At 71.1% G+C, this 24599-nt stretch carries 26 protein-coding genes; 16 read left to right on the forward strand and 10 right to left on the reverse strand.

What is annotated here, in order from left to right:
* Positions 1-92 precede the first annotated feature (92 nt).
* Positions 93-830 carry a potassium channel family protein gene (locus ABZT93_RS15035; protein WP_356103967.1) on the forward strand — a complete coding sequence of 246 codons (738 nt, stop codon included), beginning with the start codon at positions 93-95 and terminating at the stop codon, positions 828-830.
* A 237-nt stretch (positions 831-1067) separates the two neighbouring features.
* Here the strand turns inward: ABZT93_RS15035 and ABZT93_RS15040 are convergent, their stop codons facing one another.
* Positions 1068-1379, reverse strand: a complete 312-nt coding sequence (locus ABZT93_RS15040) for a small hydrophobic protein (protein ID WP_356103970.1) — start codon at positions 1377-1379, stop codon at positions 1068-1070.
* A 252-nt stretch (positions 1380-1631) separates the two neighbouring features.
* Positions 1632-3251 carry an MFS transporter gene (locus ABZT93_RS15045; RefSeq protein WP_356103973.1) on the reverse strand — a complete coding sequence of 540 codons (1620 nt, stop codon included), beginning with the start codon at positions 3249-3251 and terminating at the stop codon, positions 1632-1634.
* 66 nt (positions 3252-3317) lie between these two features.
* Here ABZT93_RS15045 and ABZT93_RS15050 point away from each other — a divergent pair, with 66 nt between their 5' ends.
* The 3 genes from ABZT93_RS15050 to ABZT93_RS15060 are packed head-to-tail and all read left to right on the forward strand — an operon-like array spanning position 3318 to position 6143.
* Entirely contained in the window at positions 3318-3953 is a 636-nt protein-coding gene (locus ABZT93_RS15050; RefSeq protein ID WP_356103975.1) for a TetR family transcriptional regulator, read from the forward strand.
* Between the two features lie 54 nt (positions 3954-4007).
* Positions 4008-5225 (forward strand): alpha/beta hydrolase, encoded by a 1218-nt coding sequence (locus tag ABZT93_RS15055; RefSeq protein ID WP_356103977.1) that lies wholly within the window; start codon positions 4008-4010, stop codon positions 5223-5225.
* A 57-nt stretch (positions 5226-5282) separates the two neighbouring features.
* A complete protein-coding gene (locus ABZT93_RS15060) occupies positions 5283-6143 on the forward strand; it encodes a DUF4429 domain-containing protein (RefSeq protein WP_356104256.1) in 861 nt (286 codons plus the stop codon).
* 1 nt (position 6144) lies between these two features.
* Here the strand turns inward: ABZT93_RS15060 and ABZT93_RS15065 are convergent, their stop codons facing one another.
* The gene (locus ABZT93_RS15065; protein WP_356103979.1) at positions 6145-7161 is read right to left on the reverse strand and encodes an aldo/keto reductase; all 1017 of its coding nucleotides are present in this window, start codon (positions 7159-7161) and stop codon (positions 6145-6147) included.
* A complete protein-coding gene (locus ABZT93_RS15070) occupies positions 7158-7625 on the reverse strand; it encodes a MerR family transcriptional regulator (protein ID WP_356103982.1) in 468 nt (155 codons plus the stop codon). The genes ABZT93_RS15065 and ABZT93_RS15070 overlap by 4 nt, the downstream gene beginning before the upstream one ends.
* 97 nt (positions 7626-7722) lie before the next feature.
* On the opposite strand from ABZT93_RS15070, the gene ABZT93_RS15075 reads away from it, so the two are divergent.
* On the forward strand, positions 7723-8193 hold the full coding sequence (locus tag ABZT93_RS15075) for an N-acetyltransferase (protein ID WP_356103985.1): 471 nt from the start codon (positions 7723-7725) through the stop codon (positions 8191-8193).
* A gap of 19 nt (positions 8194-8212) precedes the next feature.
* Complete coding sequence (locus ABZT93_RS15080) at positions 8213-9028, forward strand: serine hydrolase domain-containing protein (RefSeq protein WP_356103987.1); 816 nt, start codon at positions 8213-8215, stop codon at positions 9026-9028.
* Here the strand turns inward: ABZT93_RS15080 and ABZT93_RS15085 are convergent.
* Entirely contained in the window at positions 9025-9678 is a 654-nt protein-coding gene (locus ABZT93_RS15085; protein WP_356103990.1) for a pirin family protein, read from the reverse strand. The two genes, ABZT93_RS15080 and ABZT93_RS15085, sit on opposite strands and share 4 nt — an antisense overlap.
* A gap of 93 nt (positions 9679-9771) precedes the next feature.
* On the opposite strand from ABZT93_RS15085, the gene ABZT93_RS15090 reads away from it, so the two are divergent.
* The 5 genes from ABZT93_RS15090 to fabF all read left to right on the forward strand — a co-directional run bounded on the left by ABZT93_RS15090 (position 9772) and on the right by fabF (position 14713).
* Positions 9772-10977, forward strand: a complete 1206-nt coding sequence (locus tag ABZT93_RS15090) for a helix-turn-helix domain-containing protein (RefSeq protein ID WP_356103993.1) — start codon at positions 9772-9774, stop codon at positions 10975-10977.
* Positions 10978-11066: 89 nt separating this feature from the next.
* A complete protein-coding gene (locus tag ABZT93_RS15095; protein WP_356103996.1) occupies positions 11067-11990 on the forward strand; it encodes an ACP S-malonyltransferase in 924 nt (307 codons plus the stop codon).
* A 17-nt stretch (positions 11991-12007) separates the two neighbouring features.
* Positions 12008-13003 (forward strand): ketoacyl-ACP synthase III, encoded by a 996-nt coding sequence (locus ABZT93_RS15100; RefSeq protein WP_356103999.1) that lies wholly within the window; start codon positions 12008-12010, stop codon positions 13001-13003.
* Between the two features lie 77 nt (positions 13004-13080).
* The gene (locus tag ABZT93_RS15105; RefSeq protein ID WP_007381745.1) at positions 13081-13329 is read left to right on the forward strand and encodes an acyl carrier protein; all 249 of its coding nucleotides are present in this window, start codon (positions 13081-13083) and stop codon (positions 13327-13329) included.
* 103 nt (positions 13330-13432) lie between these two features.
* A complete protein-coding gene (gene fabF / locus ABZT93_RS15110; RefSeq protein WP_356023688.1) occupies positions 13433-14713 on the forward strand; it encodes a beta-ketoacyl-ACP synthase II in 1281 nt (426 codons plus the stop codon).
* A gap of 65 nt (positions 14714-14778) precedes the next feature.
* On the opposite strand, the gene ABZT93_RS15115 is transcribed toward fabF, so the two are convergent.
* A complete protein-coding gene (locus tag ABZT93_RS15115; RefSeq protein WP_007381747.1) occupies positions 14779-15273 on the reverse strand; it encodes a DUF3145 domain-containing protein in 495 nt (164 codons plus the stop codon).
* A gap of 250 nt (positions 15274-15523) precedes the next feature.
* On the opposite strand from ABZT93_RS15115, the gene ABZT93_RS15120 reads away from it, so the two are divergent.
* Positions 15524-16408: an SGNH/GDSL hydrolase family protein gene (locus ABZT93_RS15120; RefSeq protein WP_356104002.1), complete on the forward strand. Its 885-nt coding sequence runs from the start codon at positions 15524-15526 to the stop codon at positions 16406-16408.
* A gap of 10 nt (positions 16409-16418) precedes the next feature.
* Positions 16419-17390, forward strand: coding sequence for an aldose epimerase family protein (locus tag ABZT93_RS15125; protein ID WP_356104005.1), 972 nt, complete (start codon positions 16419-16421; stop codon positions 17388-17390).
* A 73-nt stretch (positions 17391-17463) separates the two neighbouring features.
* Here ABZT93_RS15125 and ABZT93_RS15130 read toward each other — a convergent pair whose 3' ends face one another.
* Complete coding sequence (locus tag ABZT93_RS15130) at positions 17464-19911, reverse strand: glycoside hydrolase family 3 C-terminal domain-containing protein (protein WP_356104008.1); 2448 nt, start codon at positions 19909-19911, stop codon at positions 17464-17466.
* A gap of 103 nt (positions 19912-20014) precedes the next feature.
* On the opposite strand from ABZT93_RS15130, the gene ABZT93_RS15135 reads away from it, so the two are divergent.
* Positions 20015-20596, forward strand: coding sequence for a TetR/AcrR family transcriptional regulator (locus tag ABZT93_RS15135; protein WP_356104011.1), 582 nt, complete (start codon positions 20015-20017; stop codon positions 20594-20596).
* Between the two features lie 3 nt (positions 20597-20599).
* On the opposite strand, the gene ABZT93_RS15140 is transcribed toward ABZT93_RS15135, so the two are convergent.
* Positions 20600-20923: a YrdB family protein gene (locus ABZT93_RS15140; protein WP_356104013.1), complete on the reverse strand. Its 324-nt coding sequence runs from the start codon at positions 20921-20923 to the stop codon at positions 20600-20602.
* 11 nt (positions 20924-20934) lie between these two features.
* On the reverse strand, positions 20935-21324 hold the full coding sequence (locus ABZT93_RS15145; RefSeq protein WP_356104016.1) for a RidA family protein: 390 nt from the start codon (positions 21322-21324) through the stop codon (positions 20935-20937).
* A 58-nt stretch (positions 21325-21382) separates the two neighbouring features.
* On the opposite strand from ABZT93_RS15145, the gene ABZT93_RS15150 reads away from it, so the two are divergent.
* Both ABZT93_RS15150 and ABZT93_RS15155 read left to right on the forward strand, forming a co-directional pair.
* Positions 21383-22339 carry a LysR substrate-binding domain-containing protein gene (locus tag ABZT93_RS15150; protein ID WP_356104019.1) on the forward strand — a complete coding sequence of 319 codons (957 nt, stop codon included), beginning with the start codon at positions 21383-21385 and terminating at the stop codon, positions 22337-22339.
* A 76-nt stretch (positions 22340-22415) separates the two neighbouring features.
* Positions 22416-23657, forward strand: a complete 1242-nt coding sequence (locus tag ABZT93_RS15155) for a pyroglutamyl peptidase (protein ID WP_356104021.1) — start codon at positions 22416-22418, stop codon at positions 23655-23657.
* A gap of 57 nt (positions 23658-23714) precedes the next feature.
* Here ABZT93_RS15155 and ABZT93_RS15160 read toward each other — a convergent pair whose 3' ends face one another.
* Positions 23715-24536 carry an EI24 domain-containing protein gene (locus ABZT93_RS15160; protein ID WP_356104025.1) on the reverse strand — a complete coding sequence of 274 codons (822 nt, stop codon included), beginning with the start codon at positions 24534-24536 and terminating at the stop codon, positions 23715-23717.
* Between the last annotated feature and the right edge of the window lie 63 nt (positions 24537-24599).

Genomic DNA, 24599 nt, shown 5'->3' on the forward strand with positions numbered 1-24599 from the left:
GGGCTGGTCGCGCAGTTCCCCGCGCCCCCGAGGAGTTGAAGGGCGGTGCGCTCGACGCGCACCGCCCTTTACCGTTTCTCTACGATGCGGTCATGAAGGAACAGTCGGCGCAGGCCCGTTGGGAACAGCACACCCAGCGGCCCCTTCTGGCGCTCGCGGTGCTGTTCGCCGTCGCCTATGCCGTGCCGATCGTGGACACCTCGGCGGGGCATTCGCTGACGGCGGCGTGCACGGTGGCCGAGTGGGTGGTGTGGGCGGTCTTCGCGGTCGACTACCTCATGCGCTTGTCGCTCTCGCGGGACCGCCGCGGATTCGTACGGCAGCACTGGATGGACCTGTGCGCCGTGGTGGTGCCGCTCATACAGCCCCTGCGGCTGCTGCGGCTCGTCTCCACGCTGCTGCTGGTGGGGCGGCGGGCGCGGATGGCCTCGCAGATCAGGGTGACGACGTATGTCGGCGGGGCGGTCGTCGGGCTGCTGATGTTCGGCTCGCTGGCCGTGCTCTCGGTGGAACGGGACTCACCGAACGGGAACATCCGCACACTGGGTGACGCGGTGTGGTGGTCCTTCACCACCATGACGACCGTGGGCTACGGCGACCACGCCCCGACCACCGGCCTGGGCCGCATGATCGCGGTGGGCCTGATGCTCTCGGGTATCGCCCTTCTCGGTGTCGTGACCGCGAACATCGCGGCATGGTTCATCGAGCGCTTCGAGAAGGACGACGTGGAGGAACGCGAGCAGACGGAGGCGATCAGAGCCCTGACCGAGGAGGTCCGTGCGCTGCGAGCCGAGGTGGCGGCCTTGCGCAAGACATCCGTCGGGGGCTGACGGGGACTCCGTCGAGGGCGGGGCCGGCTCAGGCTCTCACCGGGGGCGATCCCGCAGACGGATGACGGAAGCCCCGGGCCCAGGACGGAGACGGCCCCTCGGGGGGCACCCCCAGACCCCCGGCGATGAATCCCCGGTCCGTGACCGACCTGGCGTCCCAGGAGCCGCACAGCCGTCGGCGGACATGGGCGGGCCCCCGGTCGTCCCACCGGGGGCCCTTCCCTCACGCGCCCCGGGTCAGAACAACCCGCTGCCCGGGGTGGCCGCTCCGACGAGCCAGATGATCGCCAGGAGCGTGTCGATGGCGCCCAGTACGAAGGCGACCAGAGCGGGCCAGGCACCGTTGGCGCCCGACCAGGTGCGGCCCATGGCGAGCCAGCCGCAGACGAGCGCGACGGGCCCCAGAATGATGCCCAGTACGAAGAATCCCGCGATCGCGCAGATGACTCCGATGATTCCGAGCGTCGCGCGATCCGGCCCGGTCCGTGACCACGTCCGGCCACGTGATCGGGGGTACCTGCGCGTTCCGTGTCCGAAGCCCGCCATCATCAACTCCCTGACACCCTAGGTTGGTTGGGTTCGTCTCGGGTTCAACGATGCGAGTACCCCGCTCCCCGCGGTTAATCCTCCGGCCTTGCGGCGCGCCGCCCCCCTCCGGCAGCGCGCCGCAGCGCCGTCCGCCCTCCGCGTCGCACGGGCGTGCCGTGCGGAGGACTTGACTTACTGTGACCTGCGGCGCGCACCGGGTGCGAGAAATCTTTAGCCTCTTCACCCTGATAGGGGAAGAACGCTGAAGTCCCGTCAGATGTGGCCCACGCCCGCGCCCGCCTCCGCGTTCGCACCGCGCTTGGTGAGCAGGGCGACCAGGACCGCGAACGCGGCGACTCCCGCGGCGACCAGGGACGCGAGGCTCATCCCGGAGATGAAGGTGTCGTGGGCGACGCCGGTGATCTTCGCCGCGATCTCCGCCGGGGTGCCCTTGGCGACCGGGGCCACGCCCACCTGGACCGCCTCCGACGCCTGGTCCAGCTGGGCCGGCGTCAGCGCCGGCAGACCCGCGTCCTTCCAGTTGCCCGCGAGGTCGCCGTCCACCTTGGAGGCCATCACGGCGCCGAGGACGGCCGTGCCGAGGCTGCCGCCGATCTGCATCGCGGCCTGCTGGAGACCGCCGGCCACACCGGAGAGCTCCATGGGCGCGTTGCCCACGATGACCTCGGTGGCGCCGACCATCACGGGCGCGAGGCCGAGGCCGAGCAGCGCGAACCAGAGGGACATCAGGGCGCTGCCGGTGTCCGTCTCCAGCGTGGACATGCCGTACATGGCGATCGCGGTGGCCGCCATGCCGCCCGCCAGCGGGATCCGCGGGCCGAGCTTGGTGATCAGCGCACCCGCGAGCGGGGAGCCGACGATCATCATCCCGGTGAGCGGGAGCAGATGGAGACCGGCGTCGATGGGGCTCATGCCGTGCACGTTCTGCAGGTAGAACGTCACGAAGAACAGGCCGCCCATGAACGCGATCGCCATGAGGACCATGAGCACGACACCCGCCGACAGCGCCACCGAACGGAACAGCCCGAGCGGGATCAGCGGCTCCTTGACCTTCGTCTCCCAGACGGCGAACAGCCCGAAGCCCACGACCGAGGCGACGATGAAGGTCCAGGTCAGTCCGTCGCCCCAGCCCCAGGTCGGGGCCTTGATGAGCGCCCACACCAGGCAGAACATGGCGGCGGACAGCAGGGCTATGCCCAGGAGGTCGAAGGAGCGCGGGGCGTTCTCGGCGCGGTGGTCGAGCAGGATCAGCACCCCGAGGACCAGGGCGAGGACACCGACCGGCACGTTGATGAAGAACACCGACTGCCAGTTGACGTGCTCGACGAGGACACCGCCGAGGATCGGGCCGCCGGCGGTGGAGGCGCCGATGACCATGCCCCAGATGCCGATGGCCATGTTGAGCTTCTCGGCGGGGAAGGTGGCCCGCAGCAGACCGAGCGCGGCCGGCATCAGCAGGGCGCCGAACAGGCCCTGCAGGACCCGGAAGGTGACGACCGCGGCGATGCTGCTGGACAGCCCGATCGCGCCCGAGGCGGCCGCGAAGCCGACGACACCGATCAGGAACGTCTGGCGGTGGCCGAAGCGGTCACCGAGCTTGCCCGCGGTGATCAGGGCGACCGCCAGCGCGAGGAAGTAGCCGTTGGTGATCCACTGGACGTCCGCGAAGCTCGCCTTGAGGTCGGCCTGGATGGCCGGATTGGCGATGGCCACGATGGTGCCGTCGAGGGCCACCATCATGACCCCGACGGCCACGGTCAGCAGGGTGAGCCAAGGGTGGCCGCGCAGCCCGGAGGAGGGCGGCTGATCCGACGGGGACTGTGACGCCCTGTCCCCCGGCCCCGTCGTACCGATGGTGGTCTGACTAGTCATGTGTTCGAGGCTAGTGACAGCCACTGACAATTGACAAACCAATTCACAAGTCGGTAACTGACACCAATGGAAACACTGCGCGAACGCAAGAAGCAGCGCACCCGGGAGGCACTGCTTCGGGTGGCGGTCGAGCTCTTCACCACCCGGGGCTACGAGCGGACGACCGTCGACGACATCGCCGACGCCGTAGGGGTCTCGCAGCGCACCTTCTTCCGCTACTTCGCCGGCAAGGAGGACGCCGCGCTCGCGCTCGACGAGATGACGGTGACGCGCTTCGTCGACGCCGTACGCGCGCGTCCGCCGCACGAACCCCCGCTGGAGGCGCTGCGCCAGGCCGTACTGGAGGGCTGGGACACGCTGCACGAGGTCGTGGAGTCGGTCGTGCCGGTGGAGCGGTTCCTGGCCCTGTACCGGGTGATCGAGTCGACGCCCGTCCTGCTCGCCGCGCATCTGCGCCGCTCGATGGAGGTCGAGGAGGTGCTCACGCGCGTGCTCGCCGAACGCGAGGGCCTCGACGCGGCCACCGACCCTCGACCCAGGCTGCTGGTGGCCGTCTTCGGCGGCGTGATGCGGGTGACGGAGCGGCAGTGGTCGACCGACGGGGAGTTCAGCCTGGAGGCGATGCGCGCGTTGACGGTCTCCCACCTCGAACTGCTGGGTCCCGCACTGACCGGCAAGTGGGACCCCTACATCAAAACGTGATCCCTGTCACTCGATTAACCCGAGACCGTCCCGTTCTCCTAGTGTGTCCTTTCAGTGACTTCCTTCGACACCTCCCCGCAACTCAACGTCTGGCGCGCACTGCTCGCGCTGGCCGTGGTGTTCGTGATGCTGGCGACCACCGGTTGGACCGCTCTGCGCAACCAGAGGGAGGCCGGTCCGCTCCAAGCCTCGCTCGAGTCCTGGGGGCACGGCCGCCTCCAGGGGCACCGGCTGCCGGACCCGGACACGGCCCCCGCCCAGCTCGCGCGCTTCTTCGCCTCTCTCAGCTCCCAGGAGCGGGTCCGCCTCGCCCAGCGCTATCCGCTCGCGGTCGGCAACATGAACGGCGCCCCCGTCGGACTGCGCTACCAGGCCAATCGGCTCGCGCTCCTGCAGGCCCGTGCCGTCGAGCGCACCCGCATGCACGACACTCGGCTCACGCCGGCCGGTCAGCGGGAGGCGGGCCGCCGTATGCACCGCTTCGAGTCGCTGACGGCCCCGGAGCGCCACATCCTCGCCTTCGACCCCGACGGCTCCGGCCGGGTCGCCGAGGTCTTCGGCGATCTCGGCACGGCGGAGCGGATCTCCGTCGTCGTGCCAGGCGTGGACACCGACGTGCTCACCTTCCAGCGCACCAACCGCAGTTGGTCCGCTCCGTTCGGCATGGCCCAGGCCCTCTACGGGGCCGAGCGGGAGGCGAGCCCGTCCACACGTACCGCGGTGATCGCCTGGGCCGACTACACGGCACCCGCCGGACTCGGCATCGACTCGGCCACCGCGATGCGCGCCGAGAACGGCGCCGTCCGGTTGAACGCGCTGGTGCGCGCGCTGCCCGGCACCGCGCCCGTCTCCCTGTTCTGCCACAGCTACGGCTCCGTGGTGTGCGGGGTGGCCGCGCACACGCTGCCCGACCGGGTGGCCGACATCGCGGTCGCCGGCAGCCCCGGGATGCGGGTCGCCAACGCCTCCCATCTGCGCACCACCGCGCGGGTGTGGGCGATGCGGGACACCGACGACTGGATCCAGGACGTGCCGTACATGGAGGTCGGCGGGCTCGGCCACGGAGCCGATCCGGTGTCCTCCGCGTTCGGCGCGCGCGTGCTGTCCGCGCGGGGTGCGGACGGTCACGCCGGTTACTTCGAGCCCGGAACGGAGAGTCTGCTCAACTTCGCCGAGATCGGCATTGGCGCGTACCGCTCGGTGCACTGCGCCCACGAGGACGAAGCCTGCCGCGCCGGTTTGTCCGGCGCGGCCACGGCCGGACGCGCGTAGAGACCGCAGGAAGTGCGGTCTGCGCGAGGAGGGACGAAGGAGCTCGTGCCGAATACGATGACCCGCATGGGTGACGTACTGGCCGGATTTCATGCCGCCTGGGAGTTCGAGTCCGACTCCGTGCTCATCCGCTACGAACGGGGGATTCGCACACCGAAGCTCTTCCAGGCGCTCGGGGAACGCCGCATCCCCCTGGAGGCGATCTCCGGGGTGACGCTGACTCCCGGCAAGCGGGGCACAGTGGTCCTGCACGCCGAGCCGCGACCGGGGGCGGATCCGCTCATGGAGGCGGCGGCGGGGCAGCTGAAGGAAGGGTGCGATCCGTACCGGCTGGTGCTGCCGGCCGACAAGGAGACGCTCGCCGAGTACTACGCGGACGAGCTGCGCACGCTCCTGAAGGAGGACGACGAGCCGGCGGAACGTTTCCTGGTGCCGGCCCCCGAGGTGCCGTTGCAGTTCAAGGCGTACGACGGCAAGGCGTCCTTCGACGGCCGTACCGTGCGCTTCCGCTGGTTCTGGACGGGAGCGTCCTCGGCGAAGTGGAAGGCCGGCGACCAGAGTTTCCCGGTGTCCGAGCTGACGGGCGTCGAGTGGCGGTCACCGGAGGTCTTCGAGGGACACCTGCGGTTGCTGCGCGGGGAGCCGGGGGCGGTGCAGGCGGACCAGGACCCGGCTGCCGTGGTGTTCGGGCTCGGGTACGGGCCCGTCCACGAGTCGTTGCCGTTCGCGGCGGCGGTTCTCGCGGCCGTACGGCAACGGGGTCCCGCCGCCGCCGTGGTCCCGGCCGTGACCGCGCCACGCCGGGACCCCGCGGACATCGCCGAACGGATTCGCCATCTCGGGGAACTGCACCAGGCCGGGCTGGTCACCGACGAGGAGTTCGCCGTGAAGAAGGCGGAGTTGCTGGCGGAGCTCTAGATCACTCCCTGCCCGCCGAAGTGAACCGCATGTCCGCGTACCGGTCGCCCGCCACCTGTGCCGCGATCGGCTCCAGCAGCTCCAGCTCCTCCTTCGTGAGCTCGACGCCCGTGGCCGCCGCGTTCTCCTCCACCCTGCCGGGCTTACGGGTGCCGGGGATCGGGATCACCGGGAGGTCGTGGACCGTCGTCTGCTGCTGGACCCAGGCCAGGGCGACCTGGCCCAGGGAGACTCCGTGGGCCTCGGCGACCGTGCGGATCGGCTCCAGCAGGGCCGCGTTCGCCGCGGCGTTGTCGCCCGTGAAGCGGGGCTGCTGGCGGCGGAAGTCGTCGGCGGTGAGGTCCTTGTCGGCGTTGGTGAAGGAGCCGGTGAGGAAGCCGCGGCCGAGCGGGGAGTACGGGACGAGGGTCACGCCCAGTTCGCGGGCGGCCGGGACCACCTGGGCCTCGATGTCCCGGCTGAACAGGGACCACTCCGACTGCAGGGCGGCGATGGGGTGCACGGCCTGAGCGGCACGCAGCTCCGCCGCGGTGACCTCGCTCAGGCCCAGATGCTTGACCTTGCCCTCGCGCACCAGCTCGGCCATGGTGCCGACGGAGTCCTCGATCGGCACGTCCGGATCGCGCCGGTGCATGTAGTAGAGGTCGATCGCGTCGACGTCCAGGCGCTTCAGGCTCGCCTCGACCGCCTGGCGGATGTACGGCGGGTCGTTGCGGATGATCCGCCTGGTCGGGTCGTCCGGCGGTATGGACAGGGCGAACTTGGTGGCAATCACGACCTCGTCGCGGTGGGCCTTGAAGAACGGGGACAGGAACTTCTCGTTCTCCCCGTTGCCGTAGGCGTCCGCCGTGTCGTAGAGCGTGATGCCGAGCTCCAGGGCCCGCTCCAGGGTGGCGCGGGACTCCTTCGCGTCCGTCGGGCCGTACGCGAAGCTCATGCCCATGCAGCCGAGTCCCTGGACGCCGACCTCCGGCCCGGTCTCGCCCAGTCGTGCGGTGGGGATCCTGCCGTCCGTCATCCTGTCTTCTCCTTCTCCCAGTCGGTGCTGCCGGCCTCGGCGTAGAAACTGATCTTGTAGTCGAGCACGGCGAGGGTGTCCTGGAGTTCCGCGATCCGGGCCAGCACGTCCCGGCGGGTCGCCTCCAGCAGCTTGAAACGGTCGCCGAAGGTCTGGTCGCCCTCCCGCACCAGTTCCGCGTACCGGACCATGTCGGCGACCGGCATGCCGGTGAGCCGCAGCTTTCCGACGAAGTCGAGCCAGTCCAGGTCGCGGTTGCTGTAGCGGCGCTGGCCGGTGTGCGAGCGGTCGATGTGCGGCATCAGGCCGATGCGCTCGTACCAGCGCAGGGTGTGCGCGGTCAGGCCGGTGAAGGCGACGACCTCGCTGATCGTGTAGCTGTCCTGGCCCGCCGGACGCCGGTGGGGGTGCGGCGGGGCGGCGCAACTGTCGGTCCTGGTACCCGTGGTCTCCATCACCGTCATGACCCCAACGCTATGACCTTGGAGTGCACTCCAAGCAAGCGGAACCGGTAAGAAATCGGCAGGACGCGCCACAGGTGCGGTCGCTAGCGTGCGGGCCATGAGTCTCGTACGCCGTGCCACGACCGAGGACGCCGGGGAAGTGCTGCGTCTGCGCCAGGTGATGATCGACGCACTGCCCGGCGGGGACGCCTCCACAGCGTGGCACACGGAGGCGCTGCCGTCGCTGCGCAGGAAACTGGGCGAGGCCGACGGGGACTTCGCGGCCTTCGTCGTCGACCACCCGGACCGGCCGGGGGCGCTGGCCGCGCTGGTCGTCGGGACGGTCGACTACCGGATCGGGAAGGCGGGCAATCCGCACGGGCTCGCCGGGTACGTCTTCAGCGTCGCCACCGACCCGCAGGCGCGTCGGCGCGGGTACGCGCGCGCGTGCATGGACGAACTGCTGGCGTGGTTCCGCGAGCGGGGCGCCGGGCAGGTCATGCTGACCGCGTCCCCGGAGGCCGAGCCGCTCTACGTCTCCCTCGGTTTCGTCCCCAAGCCGGACCCCACGATGATGCTCAAGCTGTGAGCGGCTTACGCTCGACGGCATGTCCTTGCAGAGCCTCGCGTTGATCGAGAACTGGCCGGTTCCCACCGCTGCGGCGGGGGTGGTCCGAGCCGACGGCACGGTCCTCGGCACCCACGGTCCGACAGGTCACCGCTTCCCGCTGGCCTCGGTCACCAAGCCGCTCGCCGCGTACGCCGTCCTCGTCGCGTACGAGGAGGGGGCGATCGAGTTCGACGAGCCGGCCGGGCCGAGCGGATCGACGGTGCGGCACCTGCTCGCGCACACCTCGGGGCTGGCCTTCGACGAGCACCGGGTGACGGCTGCTCCCGGGGAGCGGCGACTGTACTCGAACGCGGGGTTCGAGCAGCTCGGCGACCATGTCGCCAAGGCGACGGACATCCCGTTCGGGGAGTATCTGCGGCAGGCGGTGCTGGAGCCGCTGGGCATGACCTCGACGTCCCTGGAGGGCTCCCCCGCGAAGGACGGTGTGTCGACGCTCGGGGATCTTCTCCGGTTCGCGGCGGAGGTGCAGGCACCGAGGCTGCTGGATCCGCGCACGGTCGCGGAGGCGATGACGGTCCAGTACCCGGGCACGAAGGGCGTGCTGCCCGGCTACGGCCACCAGAACCCCAACGACTGGGGCCTCGGCTTCGAGATCCGCGACTCCAAGTCCCCCCACTGGACGGGGAGTTCCTCGTCCCCGCGCACCTTCGGGCACTTCGGCCAGTCCGGTACGTTCCTGTGGATCGACCCGGACGCGCGGGCGGCCTGTGTGGCGCTGACGGACCGCGCCTTCGGGCCGTGGGCGATCGAGGCGTGGCCGGGGTTCACCGACGCCGTCCTGGCCGAGCTCTAGGACATCTCCCACACCAGCAGTTCGGCCGGGGCCACCGCCACCACGTCCAGCTCCTTGGCGTCGGTGACCCGGGCCGCGTCGCCGGCTCCCAACTCCTCGCCGTCCAGCCGCACTTCGCCCCGCACGACATGGACGTACAGGAACCGCCCGTCCGGCACCGCCGTCCGCTCCCCCGCGCCCAGCCGCCGCACATGGAGCATCGCGCCCGCCTCCGGGACGGCGTACGGCGTCGAGTCGGCGATCCCGCGGACGATCTCGTACGACGGCTCGCCGCCGGGCTCCAGGGGCGCCAGCCAGGTCTGCACGAAGGTCAGCGGGGCCCCGGCGTCGTTGCGCTCGACGTGCCGGACGCCCGCGGCGGCGCTCAGCCGCTGGACGTCACCGGGCCGCACGACCGTCTCGTGCCCGGTGGAGTCGCGATGCGTCAGCTCCCCCTCGACCACCCACGTCACTATCTCGGTGTGACTGTGCGGATGCTCGTCGAACCCGGCCCCGGGCACCAGGCGCTCCTCGTTGCAGGCGATCAGCGCGCCGAACCGGAGGTTGTCGGGGTCGTAGTGCGGCCCGAACGAGAAAGCGTGCCACGACTCGATCCCGGCCCCGGGATCCCCGCCTGGATAGCGCTCCGCGGCGCGCCGTACGTCCGTCACGGGACCACGGTAGTGCCGGGGCGGGCCGAAGGTGATGCGGCTGTCGGTACCCGGCGGCGCGCACTGACGTCCGGATAAGGCAGTCTTGTCCCCGTGCCCGAACCCGAACACCGCAAGTCCGACCCCTCGGCGCCCGGCGCCCACGCTCATGTCGCGACCCTGAAGCGGCTGGAGAAGTCGTCCGGGTCTCTCGCGCAGCAGGCCATCGCGCGCATGGACGAGACGCTGCCGTGGTACCGGGCCATGCCCCCGGAGAACCGTTCCTGGATCGGGCTGGTCGCCCAGGCCGGCATCGCGGCCTTCACCGAGTGGTTCCGGCGTCCGGACGCCCCGCAGGCCATCTCCACCGACGTGTTCGGGACGGCTCCCCGTGAGCTGACCCGGGCCATCACGCTGCGGCAGACCGTGGAGATGGTGCGCACCACCATCGAGGTCATGGAGAGCGCGATCGACGAGGTCGCCGCCCCCGGTGACGAGTCCGTGCTGCGTGAGGCCCTGCTCGTGTACGCCCGCGAGATCGCCTTCGCCACCGCCCAGGTCTACGCCCAGGCCGCCGAGGCACGCGGTGCCTGGGACGCCCGGCTGGAGTCGCTGGTCGTGAACGCCGTGCTCAGCGGTGAGGCCGACGAGGGGGCCGTGAGCAGGGCCGCCGCGCTGGGCTGGAACTCTCCCGAGCATGTGTGCGTCGTTCTCGGTCCCGCTCCCGAGGGTGACTCCGAACTGACCGTCGAGGCCATCCGGCGGGCCGCCCGGCACGCCAAGCTCCAGGTGCTGACCGGGGTGCTGGGAGCCCGGCTCGTCGTGATCGCGGGCGGCAGCGACAACCCCCTCGCCGTGGCCAAGTCGCTGATCGGGCCTTATGCGGCCGGACCCGTGGTCGCCGGGCCCGTCGTACCCGATCTGCTGGCCGCCACGCGGTCCGCGCAGGCCGCCGCGGCCGGGCTCAGGGCGTGTTCCGCCTGGCAGGACGCCCCGCGCCCGGTGCTGGCGGACGACCTCCTTCCGGAACGCGCGATGGCCGGTGACCCCAGTGCGCGCGAGCAGTTGGTGGAGGAGATCTACAGACCACTGGAGGAGGCCGGTTCCGCGCTCCTGGAGACGCTCTCCGTCTACCTCGAACAGGCGTCCAGTCTGGAGGGTGCGGCCCGGATGCTCTTCGTGCATCCCAACACCGTGCGCTACCGGCTTCGACGTGTGACTGACGTCACCGGCTGGTCGCCCTCCGATGTACGTTCGGCGTTCACCCTGCGGATCGCGCTCATCCTGGGGCGTCTGGCCGACGGGGATCTCCAGCCCTAGGCTTTTGTCGGGGGCCCACAAAACCCCCTCGTGTTCTTCGTCCTTGTCCCCACGGGCGGCTTGGGCCGCCCTCAAGAGAGAGTGTGAGAGTGCTCGTACTCGTCGCTCCCGGCCAGGGCGCCCAGACGCCCGGCTTCCTGACCCCCTGGCTCGAACTCCCCGGTGCCGCGGACCGCGTCGCCGCGTGGTCCGACGCCATCGGACTGGACCTCGCCCACTACGGCACACAGGCCGACGCGGACGCCATCCGCGACACCTCCGTGGCCCAGCCACTGCTGGTCGCGGCCGGGATACTGTCCGCCTCGGCACTCGGTGACATGGCCACGATCGCCCCGGGCGCCGTCGCCGGGCACAGTGTCGGTGAGATCACCGCCGCCGCCTTCGCGGGCGTGCTGGACGACTCCGCCGCCCTCACGCTCGTACGCAAGCGGGGTCTGGCCATGGCCGACGCCGCCGCGATCACCGAGACCGGCATGTCGGCGCTGCTGGGCGGCGACCCCGAGGTCTCCGTCGCGCACCTGGAGAAGCTGGGGCTGACCCCGGCGAACGTCAACGGCGCCGGGCAGATCGTCGCCGCGGGCACGCTGGAGCAGCTCGCCGTCCTGAACGAGGACAAGCCCGAGGGTGTCCGCAAGGTCGTCCCGCTGAAGGTCGCCGGCGCCTTCCACACGCATCACATGGCCCCCGCGGTCGACGCGTTGGCCAAGGCCGCCGCCGATCTGACGCCGGCCGACCCGAGCGTGACGTATGTGTCGAACAAGGACGGCCAGGCGGTCGCCACCGGCGCCGAGGTGCTGGAGCGGCTGGTCGGCCAGGTCGCCAACCCGGTCCGCTGGGACCTGTGCATGGAGACCTTCAAGGAGCTCGGCGCCACCGCGTTCATCGAGGTCTCCCCCGGCGGCACGCTGGTCGGCCTCGCCAAGCGCGCGCTGCCCGGCGTCAAGACGCTGGCCCTCAAGACCCCCGACGACCTCGACGCCGCTCGCGAGCTCATCGCTGAGCACAGCGCCTGAAAAGGAGCACCTGAGCAATGTCGAAGATCAAGCCCAGCAAGGGCGCCCCGTACGCGCGCATCCTCGGTGTCGGCGGTTACCGCCCGACCCGGGTCGTGCCGAACGAGGTGATCCTCGAGACGATCGACTCGTCCGACGAGTGGATCCGCTCGCGCTCCGGCATCCAGACCCGGCACTGGGCCAATGCCGAGGAGACCGTCGCCGCGATGTCGATCGAGGCGTCCGGCAAGGCGATCGCCGACTCCGGGATCTCCGCCGAACAGATCGGCGGCGTGATCGTCTCGACCGTCTCGCACTTCAAGCAGACCCCGGCCGTGGCGACGGAGATCGCCGACAAGCTGGGCACGAACAAGGCCGCCGCCTTCGACATCTCGGCGGGCTGCGCGGGCTTCGGCTACGGCCTCACCCTCGCCAAGGGCATGATCGTCGAGGGCTCGGCAGAGTACGTACTTGTCATCGGCGTGGAGCGGCTGTCCGACCTGACCGACCTGGAGGACCGCGCCACGGCCTTCCTGTTCGGCGACGGCGCGGGCGCGGTCGTCGTCGGTCCGTCCGCGGAGCCCGCGATCGGCCCCACGGTCTGGGGCTCCGAGGGTGACAAGTCCGAGACGATCAAGCAGACCGTGGCATGGACCGAGTACGACTCCACGGGCAAGTTCCCTGCGATCACGCAGGAGGGCCAGGCGGTGTTCCGCTGGGCCGTGTTCGAGATGGCGAAGGTCGCCCAGCAGGCGCTGGACGCGGCCGGAATCAGCCCGGACGAGCTGGACGTCTTCATTCCGCACCAGGCCAACGAGCGGATCATCGACTCGATGGTGAAGACGCTCAAACTGCCGGAGCACGTCACGGTCGCGCGTGACGTACGCACCACCGGCAACACCTCGGCCGCCTCGATCCCGCTCGCGATGGAGCGGCTTCTGGCGACCGGTGAGGCGAAGAGCGGCGACACCGCGCTCGTCATCGGATTCGGGGCGGGTCTCGTCTACGCCGCCACTGTCGTTACCCTCCCCTAGGCACTCCGTGCCGGATCGACCGGTCCGGGACGGGAAGCACTGCCAACCCTCTGATCAAGAAAACGAAGGAGCGCCCAATGGCCGCCACTCAGGAAGAGATCGTCGCCGGTCTCGCCGACATCGTGAACGAGATCGCCGGCATCCCGGTTGAGGACGTCCAGCTGGACAAGTCCTTCACCGACGACCTGGACGTCGACTCGCTGTCCATGGTCGAGGTCGTCGTCGCCGCCGAAGAGCGCTTCGACGTCAAGATCCCGGACGACGACGTCAAGAACCTCAAGACGGTCGGCGACGCCACCGACTACATCCTCAAGCACCAGGCCTGAGTCTCCCGGGCTCCTTCCGGGAGCCCTCCAGGCCGGACGTGCCCGGCCCCGCCACCCGGCGGTGGCGCCGCTTAATCCTCGTAACGTTGGAGAAAGATTTCCCGTGAGCCCGACCAATCGCACCGTGGTCGTCACCGGTATCGGCGCAACCACACCGCTGGGTGGCGACGCAGCCTCTACCTGGGAGGGTCTGGTCGCCGGCAAGTCCGGCGTCAAGCCCCTGGAGCAGGAGTGGGCCGCCGAGCAGGCGGTCCGTATCGCCGCGCAGATCGCGGTGGAACCGACCGAGGTCATTCCCCGGCCGCAGGCCCGCCGTCTGGACCGCTCGGCGCAGTTCGCGCTGATCGCGGCCAAGGAAGCGTGGGCCGACGCCGGTTTCGAGGGCAAGGCCGGTGAGGACGGCTCGGTCGGCGAGGTCGACCCCGACCGTCTCGGCGCCGTCATCGCCTCCGGCATCGGCGGTGTGACGACCCTGCTCGACCAGTACGACGTGCTCAAGGAGAAGGGCGTCCGCCGCGTCTCCCCGCACACCGTGCCGATGCTGATGCCCAACAGCCCGTCCGCCAACGTGGGTCTGCTCGTCGGGGCCCGCGCAGGTGTGCACACCCCGGTCTCCGCCTGCGCGTCGGGCGCCGAGGCCATCGGTTACGCCATCGAGATGATCCGTACCGGCCGCGCCGACGTCGTCGTCGCCGGTGGCACGGAGGCGGCGATCCACCCGCTGCCCATCGCCGCGTTCGGCAACATGATGGCGATGTCCAAGAACAACGAGAACCCCGAGGGCGCCTCGCGTCCCTACGACGTCGCCCGGGACGGCTTCGTCCTCGGCGAGGGCGCCGGTGTCGTCGTCCTGGAGTCCGCCGAGCACGCCGCCGCGCGCGGTGCGCGGGTGTACGCCGAGGCGGTGGGCCAGGGCATCTCCGCCGACGCCCACGACATCGTGCAGCCGGAGCCCGAGGGCCGCGGCATCTCGCACGCGCTGCAGAACCTGCTGGACCGCACCGACCTGAACCCGGCGGAGATCGTGCACGTCAACGCGCACGCCACGTCGACCCCGGCCGGTGACATCGCCGAGCTCAAGGCGCTGCGCAAGGTGTTCGGCGACGACGCCGACCACATGGCCGTGTCCGCCACCAAGTCGATGACCGGTCACCTGCTGGGTGGCGCGGGCGGCGTGGAGACGGTCGCGACCGTCCTCGCCCTCTACCACCGGGTGGCCCCGCCGACCATCAACGTCGAGAACCTCGACCCGGAGGCGGAGGCCAACGCCGACGTCGTCCGCGGCGAGGCCCGCAAGCTGCCCGTGGAGGGCCGTATCGCCGCGCTGAACGACTCGTTCGGGTTCGGCGGGCACAACGTGGTGCTGGCGTTCCGTACGGTCTGAGAAGCGTCTGGACGCAACTGAAGGGCCCCCACCGGCCGGTGGGGGCCCTTCACGTGTACGGAGGCTCAGACGACCTGGTGCAGCCAGCGGACCGGGGCGCCCTCGCCCGCGTACCGGAACGGCTCCAACTCGTCGTCCCAGGGCTTGCCGAGGAGCTTGGCGAGCTCGGCCTCCAGGTCCGTCTCCCCCCGCTGTGAGCGGGTGAGCGCGGCCCGCAGGCGGTCCTCGGGGATCAGGATGTCGCCGTGGATACCGGTGACGGCGTGGAAGATGCCGAGTTCGGGGGTGCAGCTGTAGCGCTCGCCCTCCGCGGTGGGGCAGGGCTCGGCGGTGACCTCGAAGCGCAGCAGGTGCCAGCCTCTGAGGGCGGAGGCGAGCTTGGACGCCGTGCCCACCTCGCCCTTCCAGGAGAACTCCGAGCGCCAGGTGCCCGGCGCGGCCGGCTGCCGGATCCAGTCGAGGTTGACGCGCGTGCCGAGCACCCCGGCGACGGCCCACTCGACGTGTGGGCACAGCGCGCGCGGCGCGGAGTGCACGTACAGAACTCCACGTGTCGTCACCGGGACCTCCGGGCAGAGCGGGACAAGTCTTGCTGGCTGGCATGGCGGCGATGGCGGGCAGCCACGTTGATGGCGAGGCTACCGTGCGGCGGCGCAAGGAGTGTGACGTACCGTCCGTCCCGATGCCCCGAAACGCCCGCCATTCACCCGGCAGGACGCTAGTACGGGTGTCGATCGTTCCCTCGCGGCCTCCGGGAACTCCCGTGCGTTGTTATGAGAGGACCACCATTTCACGAGGGGAACACCACGGATGCGCAAGCAGGGCCACCGCTCGCGGGCCGTCGTCGCCGTCCTGACGGCGGCTCTTGTGGGCGTCGCCGGCTGTGACGCCGTGGGCGGCGACTCGGCGGGACCGTCGCAGAAGGCCAAGCCTTCGCCGAAGCCGACTCCGGCGTGGGACAGCAGCCCGGCCTCGATAGCCGCCGTCGGCGACTCCATCACCCGCGGCTTCGACGCGTGCGGGGTGCTGAAGGACTGCCCCGACGTGTCCTGGGCCACCGGGAGCAGTACGCAGGTCGACTCCCTGGCCGTACGGCTGCTGGGGAGGGCGAAGGCGGCCGGGCGCAGCTGGAACTACGCGGTGTCGGGGTCGCGGATGGCCGATCTGCCGACCCAGATGGCGCAGGCCGCCTCGCGCGCACCGGCGCTGGTCACCGTGATGGTGGGCGCCAACGACGCCTGCCGGGACTCCACGGCGGCGATGACGTCGGTCTCCGACTTCCGCGCCGGTTTCGAGGACGCGCTCGGCGTGCTGCGCAAGACGGCGCCCAAGGCGCAGGTCTACGTGGCGAGCGTGCCGAACCTCAAGCGGCTGTGGTCCCAGGGGCGTGGCAATCCGCTGGGCAAGCAGGTGTGGAAGCTGGGCGTGTGCCCGTCGATGCTGGCCGACGCGGACGCCCTGGACGCGGCGGCGACCGAGCGGCGGGACACCGTGCAGGAGCGGGTGGAGGCCTACAACACCGTGCTGAGGCAGGTGTGCGCCGAGGACGAGCGGTGCCGGTACGACGGGGGCGCGGTGTACGACTACCGGTTCGGCACCGACCAGCTCAGCCACTGGGACTGGTTCCATCCGAGCGTGAACGGACAGGCGCGGCTGGCGGAGATCGCATACCGCAAGGTCAGGTCCGTGTCCTAAAGTTCCGCACATGAACGAACTCTTCGCCACACTTCCCGACGGCACACCGGTTCACCGCTGGACCCTGGAGCGCGCGGGCGTCCGTGTGCGGATCCTGTCGTACGGCGGGATCGTGCAGTCGGTCGAGGTCCCGGACCGGGACGGGCTGGCTGCGGACGTGGTGTTGGGCTTCGCCGGGCTGGAGGGATATCTGGAGCACTCCGGTCCGTATCTCGGTGCTCTCATCGGGCGGTACGCCAACCGGATCGCGGGCGGCCGCTTCGAGCTGGACGGGGTGACCTACGCGCTCGCGCCCAACAACGCGCCCAACTCCCTGCACGGGGGCGAGAACGGCTTCGACAAGCGGGTGTGGGACATGGAGCCCGCCGGCGAGCACGGGGTGCGACTGAGCCGGGTCAGCCCGCACGGCGAGGAGGGCTTCCCGGGGCGCCTCGAGGTCTCGGGGACGTACAGCCTGGACGAGTCGGGGGCGCTGCGGATCTCCTACGAGGCGGTCACCGACGCGGCGACCCTCGTGAACCTGACCAACCACAGCTACTTCAACCTGGCCGGTTCCGGGAACGCGGGCGGGCACGAACTGCGGATCGACGCCTCGCGGTTCACCCCGGTCGACGCGGATCTGATCCCGACGGGGGTCGAGGAGGTCGCGGGCACCCGGTTCGACTTCCGTCAGTCGCGCAAGGTCGGGGCGGGCTACGACCACAACTTCGTGCTCGACAAGGGGATCACCGAACAGGCCGTCGAGGTCGCCGAGTTGTACGACCCCGCGTCCGGGCGGGTGCTGACGGTGGCGACCACCGAGCCGGGGCTCCAGCTGTACACCGCGGACCATCTGCCCGAGCCCTTCGCGCCGGGCGACGGCATCGCGCTGGAGACCCAGCACTTCCCCGACTCCCCGAACCGGCCGGAGTTCCCGAGCACGGTGCTGCGGCCGGGCGAGGTGTACCGGTCGCAGACGGTGTACGGATTCGGTACGCGCTGAGCACGAACGAGCCCCGGCCCAGGGGTCAGGTCCCGGGCCGGGGCTGCTTGTGTGAGGGCTGTGCCCCCTGCGATCAGACGTTAATCGTCGCGGTGACCCTGCGGTCCCCGATCGAGCGCCCCACCTGGATTTCGTACGAACCCTTCACATACGACCACGATGAGGTCTTCTCGTCCCAGATCTCGAAGGCCCGGCGCGGGATCTCCACGGTGACCTCGGCGCTCTCGCCGGGGCCGGCCTCGGCCCCCGCGAACCCGGCGAGCCTGCGGGCCGGGCGCTCGGCGTCGGGTTCGGCGGGCGCCAGGTAGACCTGGACGACCTCGCGGCCCGGGCGGGCGCCGGAGTTGCGCAGCCGGACCCGGACGGTGGTGCCGCGGACCTCGACCGACTCGTAGGTCCAGTCGGTGTAGCCGAGGCCGTGGCCGAAGGGGTAGACCGGGGTGCGGCCCTCCTTCTCCCAGGCCGTGTAACCGATGAACACGCCCTCGCTGTAGGGGAGTTCGCCACCCTCGGGAACGACCCGGGTGACCGGTGCGTCGGCCAGGGCGCCCCAGGTGGTGGGGAGCCGGCCGCCGGGCTCGTGGGCGCCGGTCAGCACGTCGGCGAGGGCCGATCCGCCCTCCTGGCCGGGGAACCAGCCGAGCAGGACGGCGGCGACGTCCTCGCGCCAGGGCATCTCCACCGGGGAGCCGGCGTTGACGACCACGACGGTGTTCGGGTTGGCGGCGGCGACCGCGCGGACCAGGTCGTCCTGGCTGCCCGGCAGGGTGAGGTCCCGGCGGTCGTAGCCCTCGGACTCGACGCGCTCGGTGGTGGCGACCACGACGACGGCTGTGTCGGCGTTGCGGGCCGCTTCGACGGCCTCGGCGATCAGTTCGTCTGGGTCGCGCCGCGGGTCCTGGTGGGCGAGGGAGAACGCCACAAGCTTCATCGGCACGTCGTCGGGGAAGACGACGGCATGGGTCAGGGAGACCTCGACCGGCTCGCCCGCGGTCAGTTCGACCTGGGCGCGGGGCTCGGGGGCACCGAAGAAGGTGACGAACGGATCGTCCTTGTCGGTGCTCTGGACGTCGTCGTAGTACGTCGTGCCGTCGACGACCAGCCTGAAGGCGCCGAGTCCCTTGATGCCGAAGGTGTGTTCGCCGCTCTCGCGCGGGGTGAAGGTGCCGGTCAGCTCGACGGTGTGGAGCCGGTCGTGGGTCACGCCCTCGGGGAGGTCCGAGCCCATCCACTGGATCTGACCGCTGGGGACGGTCGCCGTGCCGATGACCTCCCCCGCCGCGTCCCGGCACACCGCCCGCAGGGTGAACCCCTTGTCGGCGACGGCGAGTTCGGTGTTGGGGTCGGCACCGACGGCGTAGGTCAGGGTGCCCTCGGGGAGGGCGGCGGTGAGGCCGTCGAGCGGGGAGACGACACGGTCCGGGAAGACGGTGGCGGAGCCGCCGCCGAGGACCCGGGCGTCCCGGGCGGCGGCGCCGATGACGGCGACCGTGCCCGCCTTCAGCGGCAGCGCCCCCTGGTTGCGGACCAGTACGAAGGCGCGGCGGGCGATCTCGCGGGCCAGCTCGGCGCCGTCGACGGTGTCCGGGAGGGCGGTGACGACGGGTTCGGCGCCGTCCAGGATGCCGACGCGGGCGGCGAGCCGCAGCACATTGCGTACGGCGGTGTCGACCGCGCTCTCCTCGACCTCGCCGTCGCGCACCGCCCGGGCGAGGGCTTCGCCGTAGACGGTGGCCGGGCCGGGCATGGCGACGTCGAGGCCGCCCTCGATGGCGCCCTTGGTGGAGCGGGCGGCCATCCAGTCGGAGACGTTGAAGCCGTCGAAGCCCCATTCGCCGCGCAGGACTTCGTTGACCAGGTGGTGGTGCTCGGTCATCGTCGTGCCGTTGACCGTGTTGTAGGCGGTCATGATGCCCCACGGGTGGGCGTTCTCGACGATGTGCTCGAAGGGCGCCAAGTAGAGCTCGCGCAGGGCGCGTTCGGAGACCAGGTTGTTCACCGTGAAGCGGTCGGTCTCGGCGTCGTTGGCGACGAAGTGCTTGACGGTGGTGCCGACACCGCCCTCCTGTACGCCGGTGACGTACCCGGCCCCGATCCGTCCGGTCAGGTACGGGTCCTCGCTGTAGGCCTCGAAGTGGCGGCCGCCGAGCGGGGAGCGGTGGAGGTTGACGGTGGGGGCGAGGAGGACGTGGACGCCCTTGCGGCGGGCCTCCTGGGCGAGCAGGACGCCGGCCCTGCGGGCGAGTTCGGGGTCCCAGGTGGCGGCGAGGGCGGTGGGGGACGGCAGGGCGATCGACGGGTCGTCGGCGCTCCAGCGCACACCCCGGACGCCGATCGGGCCGTCGGACATGACGAGGGAGGCCAGGCCGATCTCGGGGAGCGCGGGCAGGGTCCACATGTCCTGGCCGGACAGAAGCGCCGCCTTGGCATCGAGGTCGAGCGCGGCGAGTGCCGCCTCGACGGCCGTCTCGCGGGCCTGGTCGGCGGGGGTGGTGGCCTCGGATGCCTCAGGTGCCGCCATGGCGGTGCCTCCTCGTTGAAGTCCGTGCGGTCCCCTCATCGTGCATCGATTACCTGGCGAGCGGTAGGTTTCGTTATATTGCCGTTATGAAGGCGGGGGCGGCATGACGTACGGTGACGCCATGAGTGCCAGGACCAGAAGCGAGGAGCGCCGGGCCGAGATCGTCCGCGCGGCCCTGGAGGTCATCGCCGAGCGCGGCTACCGGGGCGCGAGCCTGGCCGCGGTGGCCGAACGGGTCGGGCTGACCCAGCAGGGGCTGCTGCACCACTTCCCGACGAAGGACGCGCTGCTGGTCGCCGTCCTGGAGGAGCGGGACAAGTGGGACGCCGTGCCGAAGGGCAGCTGGCGCGTCGACCTGCTCGCCTCGCTCGTCGAGTACAACGCGATGCGGCCCGCCATCATCCAGACCTTCTCCGCGCTGCTCGGCGAGAGCGTGACGGAGGGGCATCCGGCACGTGGGTACTTCACCGACCGCTACACCCGGGTGCGCGCGTCGATGACGGTCGCCCTCCGCGCCGAGTACGGCGACCGCCTCCCCAACGGACTGACCCCGGAACGCACCGCGCCACTCCTGGTCGCGGTCATGGACGGCCTCCAGTACCAGTGGCTGCTGGACCCGGAGTCGGTGGACATGCCGGGCGCCTTCCGGGACTTTCTGCGGCTGCTGGGCGAGACGGTGGAGTGAGGGTCACTGGCTCCAGGCCGCGGCGAGTGCCTTGCTCACCACGCAGACGACGGCGAACGCGAACGCCCAGACATGGGCCCCGGCGGCGAACAGGGCGAGGGCACCCGCCCCGAACCAGAGCAGCTCGAAACCGAAGCGACCGGCTCCGCGCACCTTGTACTTGGCGCGCTGTGAGCCGAACAGCGCCCACAGGGCGACGAGTACGGCGGGTGCGGCGAGACCGAGCAGCCAGGAGGCGCCGACGTCCCGGGTGAACCCCCAGTACGCGGCACCCGCCAGAGCGCCCAGTTCGATGAGGAAGAGAACGCCCAAGTTGGCTGCCTTCATGGGCCGCAGTATCACCCGGCCACCGGCACCGCCGCCACGATTTCGATCTCGATCCGCGCCTCGGGCCGGAACAGCCGGGACACCTCGAAGGTCATGCTGGTGGGCGGGGTGCCGGTGAGGAACTCCCGTCGTACGGCGCCGTACTGGTCCAGCTCCGAGATGTCCGTGAGGTAGGTGCGGATGTTGATGACGTCGGCCAGGCTCGCCCCGTGCGCCGCCAGCAGCGCGGCGAGGGTCTCGAAGACGCCCCGGGACTGTTCGGCGAGCGTGGCGCCCTCGGCGATCTGGCCGGAGACGAACAACAGGGCGCTGCCGTCGGCCTGTTCGACGCGGGCGATCTGGGAGTAGTAGGGGCTCAGGGGCTGGGGCGCGCCGACGGGGTTGTCCAGGGTGATCCGCATGCCGTCGACGCTAGATCCGCCCTTGCGATGCGACAAGCGAATGTCCAGCATGGCTGCCATGCCGAACCCGCATCGCCCGGATCCGCCCGCCGACCTCGCCACCGTCTGGCTGCGGGTCTTCCTGGAGGTGGCCCGGTACGAGTCGTTCACCGTGGCCGCGCGCACGCTGGGCTGGACGCAGTCGGCGGTGTCCCGCCAGATCGCCTCGCTGGAGGGGGCGCTGGGCGGAGCGCCGCTGTTCGACCGGCTGCCTCGGGGCGTGCGGCTGACGGAGGCGGGGCGGGTGCTCGTGCCGTACGCGGAGACCGTCAGCGGGGCGCTGCACGGGGCCGTGCGCGAGCTGGCGGCGCTGCGTGAAGCGGCGAGCGGGCGACTGCGGTTCGGGGCGTTTCCGACGGCGGACGCGGCGCTGGTCCCGCACGCCCTCGGCGCCTTCCGCACCCGTCATCCGGGCGTGCGGGTCTCCCGCGAGGAGGGGCTCACGCCTTCGTTGCTGGACCGGCTCACCGAGGGGCGGCTGGATCTCGCGGTCGTCTCCACGACCGGCGGGGCGCCGCTGTCGGCGTACGAGCTGCGTCATCTGCTCGACGAGTCGCTGTACGTCGCCGTCCCGGCCGGGCATCCGCTGGTCGGTGAGGGCGGTGGCCCGGTGCGGCTCGGGCGGCTCGCGGACGCCGACTGGATCTCCGGGAGCCCGCGGCCCGAGGGCACCCTGCTCGACGCGGCGCTGCGGCAGGGGTTCCGGCCGCGGATCGCGCATGTCGTGGGCGAGTGGACCGCCAAGCAGGGGTACGTCGCCGCCGGGCTCGGGGTGGCTCTGGTCCCGGCGCTCGCCGCGGAGTCGGTACGGCCGGACGTCGTACTGCTCCCGGTGCACGACGAGGGGGCTCCGGCGCGAGCGGTGTACGCGGCGACGGCGCGGGGACGGTCGACCTCGCCGGCCGTGGAGGCGTTCGTGGGGGCGTTGCGGGAGGCCGCGGGGCGCATTCCCCGGACCTCGCCCCCCATGGCGTAGACCACTTCCGTCACGCGATACTGCCCTCGTCCGGCACCACTCGCGCCCCACAGCGACCGGAAGGGCCTGAACTCCCTTGACATCCCTACGTGTTCGGATCGGCATCCTCGGACTGGCCCTGCTGGCGGGGCCGGTGGCCCCCGCGAGCCCTGCGGCGGCAGCGACCACACCCTCTCCCACGGTGGAGGAGCGGCGGCTCGACCAGGCCGTGCCGCGGGAGATCCTCGAACGGTCCGGATTCGACGCCGTGCCGCTCCGCTTCACGAGGGCGCTCGGGTCGGCGCGTTCCTACGTGGAGGCGCGGAAGGTCGTCGCACGGCAGGGGTCCGCGCTGTGGAAGCGGGCCGTCGACCGGGCGCAGGGGCGGGGGCCGGCCGGTGGCGATCTCAGCCGGGACGACGACCGGCCCCTGTACTGGGCGCGGTTGGTGATGACGCGTGAAGTACGGACCTGGGAGCCGTCGTTCGGGCTGTCCGACGAGCGACGCGAGGCACTGCTGGGCGAGTTGGAGCGGACCTCGCGGGGGCAGACGACGGTGCGGTATCCGGGTGGTGACCGGTTGAAGCGGGTGCTCCTCACCGGGTTCGACCCGTTCACGCTGGACCGGGACATACGGATCTCGAACCCGTCCGGGGCGAGTGCGCTCGCGCTCGACGGGACGGTGATCGAGACGGCGGAGGGGCCGGCGCGGGTGGAGACCGTGGTGTTCCCGGTGCGATGGCAGGACTTCACGGACCAGACCGTGGAGCGGACGCTGCGGCCGTATCTGAAGCGGGTGGATCTCTTCACGACCGTGAGTCAGGGGCGGGTGGGCCGGTTCGACGTCGAGCGGACCAACGGGGCCTGGCGGGGCGGCTTCCCGGACAACGACAACATCGGGGTGACGGGGACGGTGCCGGTCACCGATCCCGGCTCGCAGCCGCAGTGGACCACGACGACTCTGCCGTACAAGGCGATCGTGGACGCGGACACCGGGCGTTTTCCCGTCTACGACCACACGAGTGTGACCGAGATCCCCGCGGGCGGGACACAGCCGGTCGTGCGTCCGGACGGCCCGAGCCCGGGGTCGACAGCACGGGCCGGGGGCGGCGGGGACTACCTGTCCAACGAGATCGCGTACCGGGCCACGTTGCTGCGGGACCGGCTGGGACGGCACGACGTACTGCCGGGCGGCCATGTGCACACGCCTGTGCTGGAGTTCGGGCCGGGCAACACGGATCCGGCGACCGGCGCGGTGACAGATCCCGGGTTCGTGCGCAACCGGCTGGACATCATCGCGCAGGTGCGGGCGATAGTTGCGGTGGCGGTGGGGGCGTAGGGCTCTCGGGGCGGGTGGGGGTTGCCGCCAGGTGTGACGGCGTCCGCTTTCGTCGTCTCAGCTTCCGAGCCCGCCGGACACGGTCCGCTCGTCGGAGTCGTCGGAGTCGTCGGAGTCGTCGTCCCCGTCCCGCGTCTCCTCCCCCAGCAGGTCCCGGGCCATCAGCGTCGCCCCCGCCACCGCTCCCGGCATCAGGAACACCGCGACGAAGGGAACCAGGAAGGCCAGGCCGAGCGGGGTGCCGAAGCCCCAGACGAGGGTTTTGCGGGAGCGCAGGAGGGTGAGACGGGCCCGGAGGTCCACGCCTCGGCGCTGGAGGGCGACCGCGGTGAGCTCCTCGGTGAGGAAGAAGCCGGTCACGAAGAAGCCGATCACCGGGATCACGGTCTGGCCGACGAACGGGACGAAGCCCAGGGCGAAGAGCAGGACCGCCCACAGGACGGCTCGGACGACGATACGGAGGCTGTCCCGCGCCGAGATCCACAGCTCGCGCCAGAGCGGCAGGCCGGACTCGGGGGCGGTGCCGTCCGGGGAGACGTCGCGGTCGACCTTCTCGGAGAGGTTCTCGTAGAAGGGCTGGCCTATGAGAAGGGTGACCGCCGTGAAGGTCACGACGGCGAGGAGGAGGGCCAGCGCGAACAGGACCGCCGTGAGGAAATCCCGGAACAGGCCCCGCCACGGGCTCGACCAGTCGTCGGCGAACGGGGTCGCCCAGGACACCGCGTCCCCGCCCCAGTTCGCCAGGGCCACCAGCGCCGCCACGTACAGCACCAGGGTGATCAGGCCCGGGACCAGTCCGAGGCCGTACTGCTTGCCGTGCCGGGCCACCCACCGCTGGCCCTTCAGGAGATAGTGGAAACCCGCCCCGAGATCACGCATGCCCCGCACCCTATCGGGTGCCCCGCGAGCTGCGGATACGGCCACCTGCCCCGTCCCGACACC

The organism is Streptomyces sp. NPDC005303, from assembly GCF_040607335.1.
Classification (GTDB): Bacteria; Actinomycetota; Actinomycetes; order Streptomycetales; family Streptomycetaceae; genus Streptomyces.

Bases quoted from the DNA above. Each gene is read 5' to 3' on its own strand.
- ABZT93_RS15035 (WP_356103967.1), top strand. From the start codon at position 93: ATGAAGGAACAGTCGGCGCAGGCCCGTTGGGAACAGCACACCCAGCGG.
- ABZT93_RS15040 (WP_356103970.1), bottom strand. From the start codon at position 1,379: ATGATGGCGGGCTTCGGACACGGAACGCGCAGGTACCCCCGATCACGT.
- ABZT93_RS15045 (WP_356103973.1), bottom strand. From the start codon at position 3,251: ATGACTAGTCAGACCACCATCGGTACGACGGGGCCGGGGGACAGGGCG.
- ABZT93_RS15050 (WP_356103975.1), top strand. From the start codon at position 3,318: ATGGAAACACTGCGCGAACGCAAGAAGCAGCGCACCCGGGAGGCACTG.
- ABZT93_RS15060 (WP_356104256.1), top strand. From the start codon at position 5,283: ATGACCCGCATGGGTGACGTACTGGCCGGATTTCATGCCGCCTGGGAG.
- ABZT93_RS15065 (WP_356103979.1), bottom strand. From the start codon at position 7,161: ATGACGGACGGCAGGATCCCCACCGCACGACTGGGCGAGACCGGGCCG.
- ABZT93_RS15070 (WP_356103982.1), bottom strand. From the start codon at position 7,625: ATGACGGTGATGGAGACCACGGGTACCAGGACCGACAGTTGCGCCGCC.
- ABZT93_RS15075 (WP_356103985.1), top strand. From the start codon at position 7,723: ATGAGTCTCGTACGCCGTGCCACGACCGAGGACGCCGGGGAAGTGCTG.
- ABZT93_RS15080 (WP_356103987.1), top strand. From the start codon at position 8,213: ATGTCCTTGCAGAGCCTCGCGTTGATCGAGAACTGGCCGGTTCCCACC.
- ABZT93_RS15100 (WP_356103999.1), top strand. From the start codon at position 12,008: ATGTCGAAGATCAAGCCCAGCAAGGGCGCCCCGTACGCGCGCATCCTC.
- ABZT93_RS15105 (WP_007381745.1), top strand. From the start codon at position 13,081: ATGGCCGCCACTCAGGAAGAGATCGTCGCCGGTCTCGCCGACATCGTG.
- ABZT93_RS15120 (WP_356104002.1), top strand. From the start codon at position 15,524: ATGCGCAAGCAGGGCCACCGCTCGCGGGCCGTCGTCGCCGTCCTGACG.
- ABZT93_RS15125 (WP_356104005.1), top strand. From the start codon at position 16,419: ATGAACGAACTCTTCGCCACACTTCCCGACGGCACACCGGTTCACCGC.
- ABZT93_RS15130 (WP_356104008.1), bottom strand. From the start codon at position 19,911: ATGGCGGCACCTGAGGCATCCGAGGCCACCACCCCCGCCGACCAGGCC.
- ABZT93_RS15135 (WP_356104011.1), top strand. From the start codon at position 20,015: ATGACGTACGGTGACGCCATGAGTGCCAGGACCAGAAGCGAGGAGCGC.
- ABZT93_RS15140 (WP_356104013.1), bottom strand. From the start codon at position 20,923: ATGAAGGCAGCCAACTTGGGCGTTCTCTTCCTCATCGAACTGGGCGCT.
- ABZT93_RS15145 (WP_356104016.1), bottom strand. From the start codon at position 21,324: ATGCGGATCACCCTGGACAACCCCGTCGGCGCGCCCCAGCCCCTGAGC.
- ABZT93_RS15150 (WP_356104019.1), top strand. From the start codon at position 21,383: ATGCCGAACCCGCATCGCCCGGATCCGCCCGCCGACCTCGCCACCGTC.
- ABZT93_RS15160 (WP_356104025.1), bottom strand. From the start codon at position 24,536: ATGCGTGATCTCGGGGCGGGTTTCCACTATCTCCTGAAGGGCCAGCGG.